Below are 1,675 nucleotides of genomic sequence, written 5' to 3'. Positions count from 1 at the left end.
TACAGCACATAAATCACCTATATAGCTGTTGGGGTGCGATATGGATAAAGCAAAGCACGCACTGGGGCCGGCAAATAATTGTCAGTAATGGGTGAATCTTTGCTTGGCTCTCGATCGGTATCAAACATACCTACCATAAGCAATACTGCATGCTTTACCACATCAGGATATTCACCCTCGAATTTATCAGTCACATAATTTAAAACCGCATTTTCAGCGGCCTTAATATACATTTCCAGCATCGGGTCATTATCATCAGTGTCGTAGCGCAAATGCTCTTTAACCTCTGGCAAAGTAACTATGCTCATGACTCACCCCATTTCTTTTGCACTAATTTAAAGTTTTCATGGTCAAACTCGCCTAAGTGAGCTTTTTCCACATGCCAAAGTGAGCCATTTTTCGTGACAAACTGCCCGATTTTGTACTGATTATCAGGCTTAAAAACGCCTTTGTATAAGCTTTTCGAGTCTGTTTCAGTAGGTTTTGGCTCTGTTTTAGCTGTCGATTCTTTGCTAAATGGATCTTCTTTTTGATCACGTTTAGCCAATGCCGCAACTGAATAGTTTTGCTGCTGCATATAAACAGTATCGCCACCAGGTATTGGCAACAAACCAACCTCTACTCGTGCTTCATTTGGCGTTAGGATTGCAGCACCAACACCTTCTTTCAAACGTGCCATTTGTGATGTTGAGTCCATTCGAATTAGCACATTAATATTTAAAAATGCTTCCAATCCACTATCTAGTAGACCTAACCCATCATCCAATAAGTTTTCACGTGCTTCAATTGGACTTTGCAAACAGTCTGAATAGTAAATTTCATTTAAATCTGAAATTTTGCCTGAAGGTGTAGGCCCCAGACCAACTTTAAACAATGGCACATGGAAGACTGAGCAAATGATTTCAGCCGTCATTTTTAATTGTTCAATAAGTTGTGAATCAGCAGCAGAAACGGTAATAGTTTGAAAAGTTACACCATCACCCAGCACTGCAGTTCCACCGAGGTTAGCGCCAGAATAATTTGCATTCCATTGTTTGCGTAATTCAGCAGCTTTTTCATTGGTAATAGATCCAGGCGTTGTTAATACACCAGAAGGTCTACTGTTGTTTCTAAATAGATTGCGAGAATTCCTTTGAATCTCGATACCCTGACCAGCAGCCAGTGAACACGCCATAATTGGTGTTAAACCAACCAACGGATGATAAAAGCAATTAATACGATCATGAATAATTTCAGATGCTGGAACTACTACCGATTCAGTTTGTGCTAAACGGTCATTGTTCAACTGATAAAACACATTTCCATTATCGTCAATCAATGGCTTACACATATCTGGATTCAAGACTACCAGCTCAGCCACTTCACCAAAAATATCACGGCGCTTTAGAACATAAGTATTTCCACGAAGCAAAAGCGATGTAGTCCAATTTTCGCTGAACTGTTGCCAAATCTGAAAGCGGTTCGGTTTTTTTAATACTCGGAACTTACTTGGTATTTCAGCATTAACAAGTACATCTTTTTCGCGCTTCTTTAATTGAATCGGCATCTTGCCAATATCTTGTGAAATTAAAGATACGCAAGCAAAAACAGCATGGTGTGCAGTTACATCTTCACGTGTTAATTCATCGTTCTTTTGCCACGCACCCGAATAGGGTTCTTGAACAAAAAGAGATCT

General features: G+C 39.8%; 2 protein-coding genes. Both read right to left on the bottom strand.

Annotated features, from left to right (window positions below; all coding sequences use genetic code 11):
* Positions 1-17: 17 nt before the first annotated feature.
* Positions 18-308, bottom strand: coding sequence for a head-tail connector protein (locus ACKI4H_RS01825; RefSeq protein ID WP_407303448.1), 291 nt, complete (start codon positions 306-308; stop codon positions 18-20).
* Positions 305-1,675, bottom strand: a 1,371-nt coding sequence (locus tag ACKI4H_RS01820; protein ID WP_407303447.1) for a phage portal protein, incomplete at its 5' end; no start/stop codon positions are given. The genes ACKI4H_RS01825 and ACKI4H_RS01820, both read right to left, overlap by 4 nt.

Origin of the sequence: Acinetobacter sp. (assembly GCF_045628685.1) — a bacterium.
Classification (GTDB): Bacteria; Pseudomonadota; Gammaproteobacteria; order Pseudomonadales; family Moraxellaceae; genus Acinetobacter.
The sequence above is the reverse complement of the archived record's forward strand: the minus strand, read 5'-3'. Positions and strand labels throughout refer to the sequence as shown.

Excerpts from the sequence above, each read along its gene's own strand:
- ACKI4H_RS01825 (WP_407303448.1), bottom strand. The coding sequence starts at position 308 with ATGAGCATAGTTACTTTGCCAGAGGTTAAAGAGCATTTGCGCTACGAC.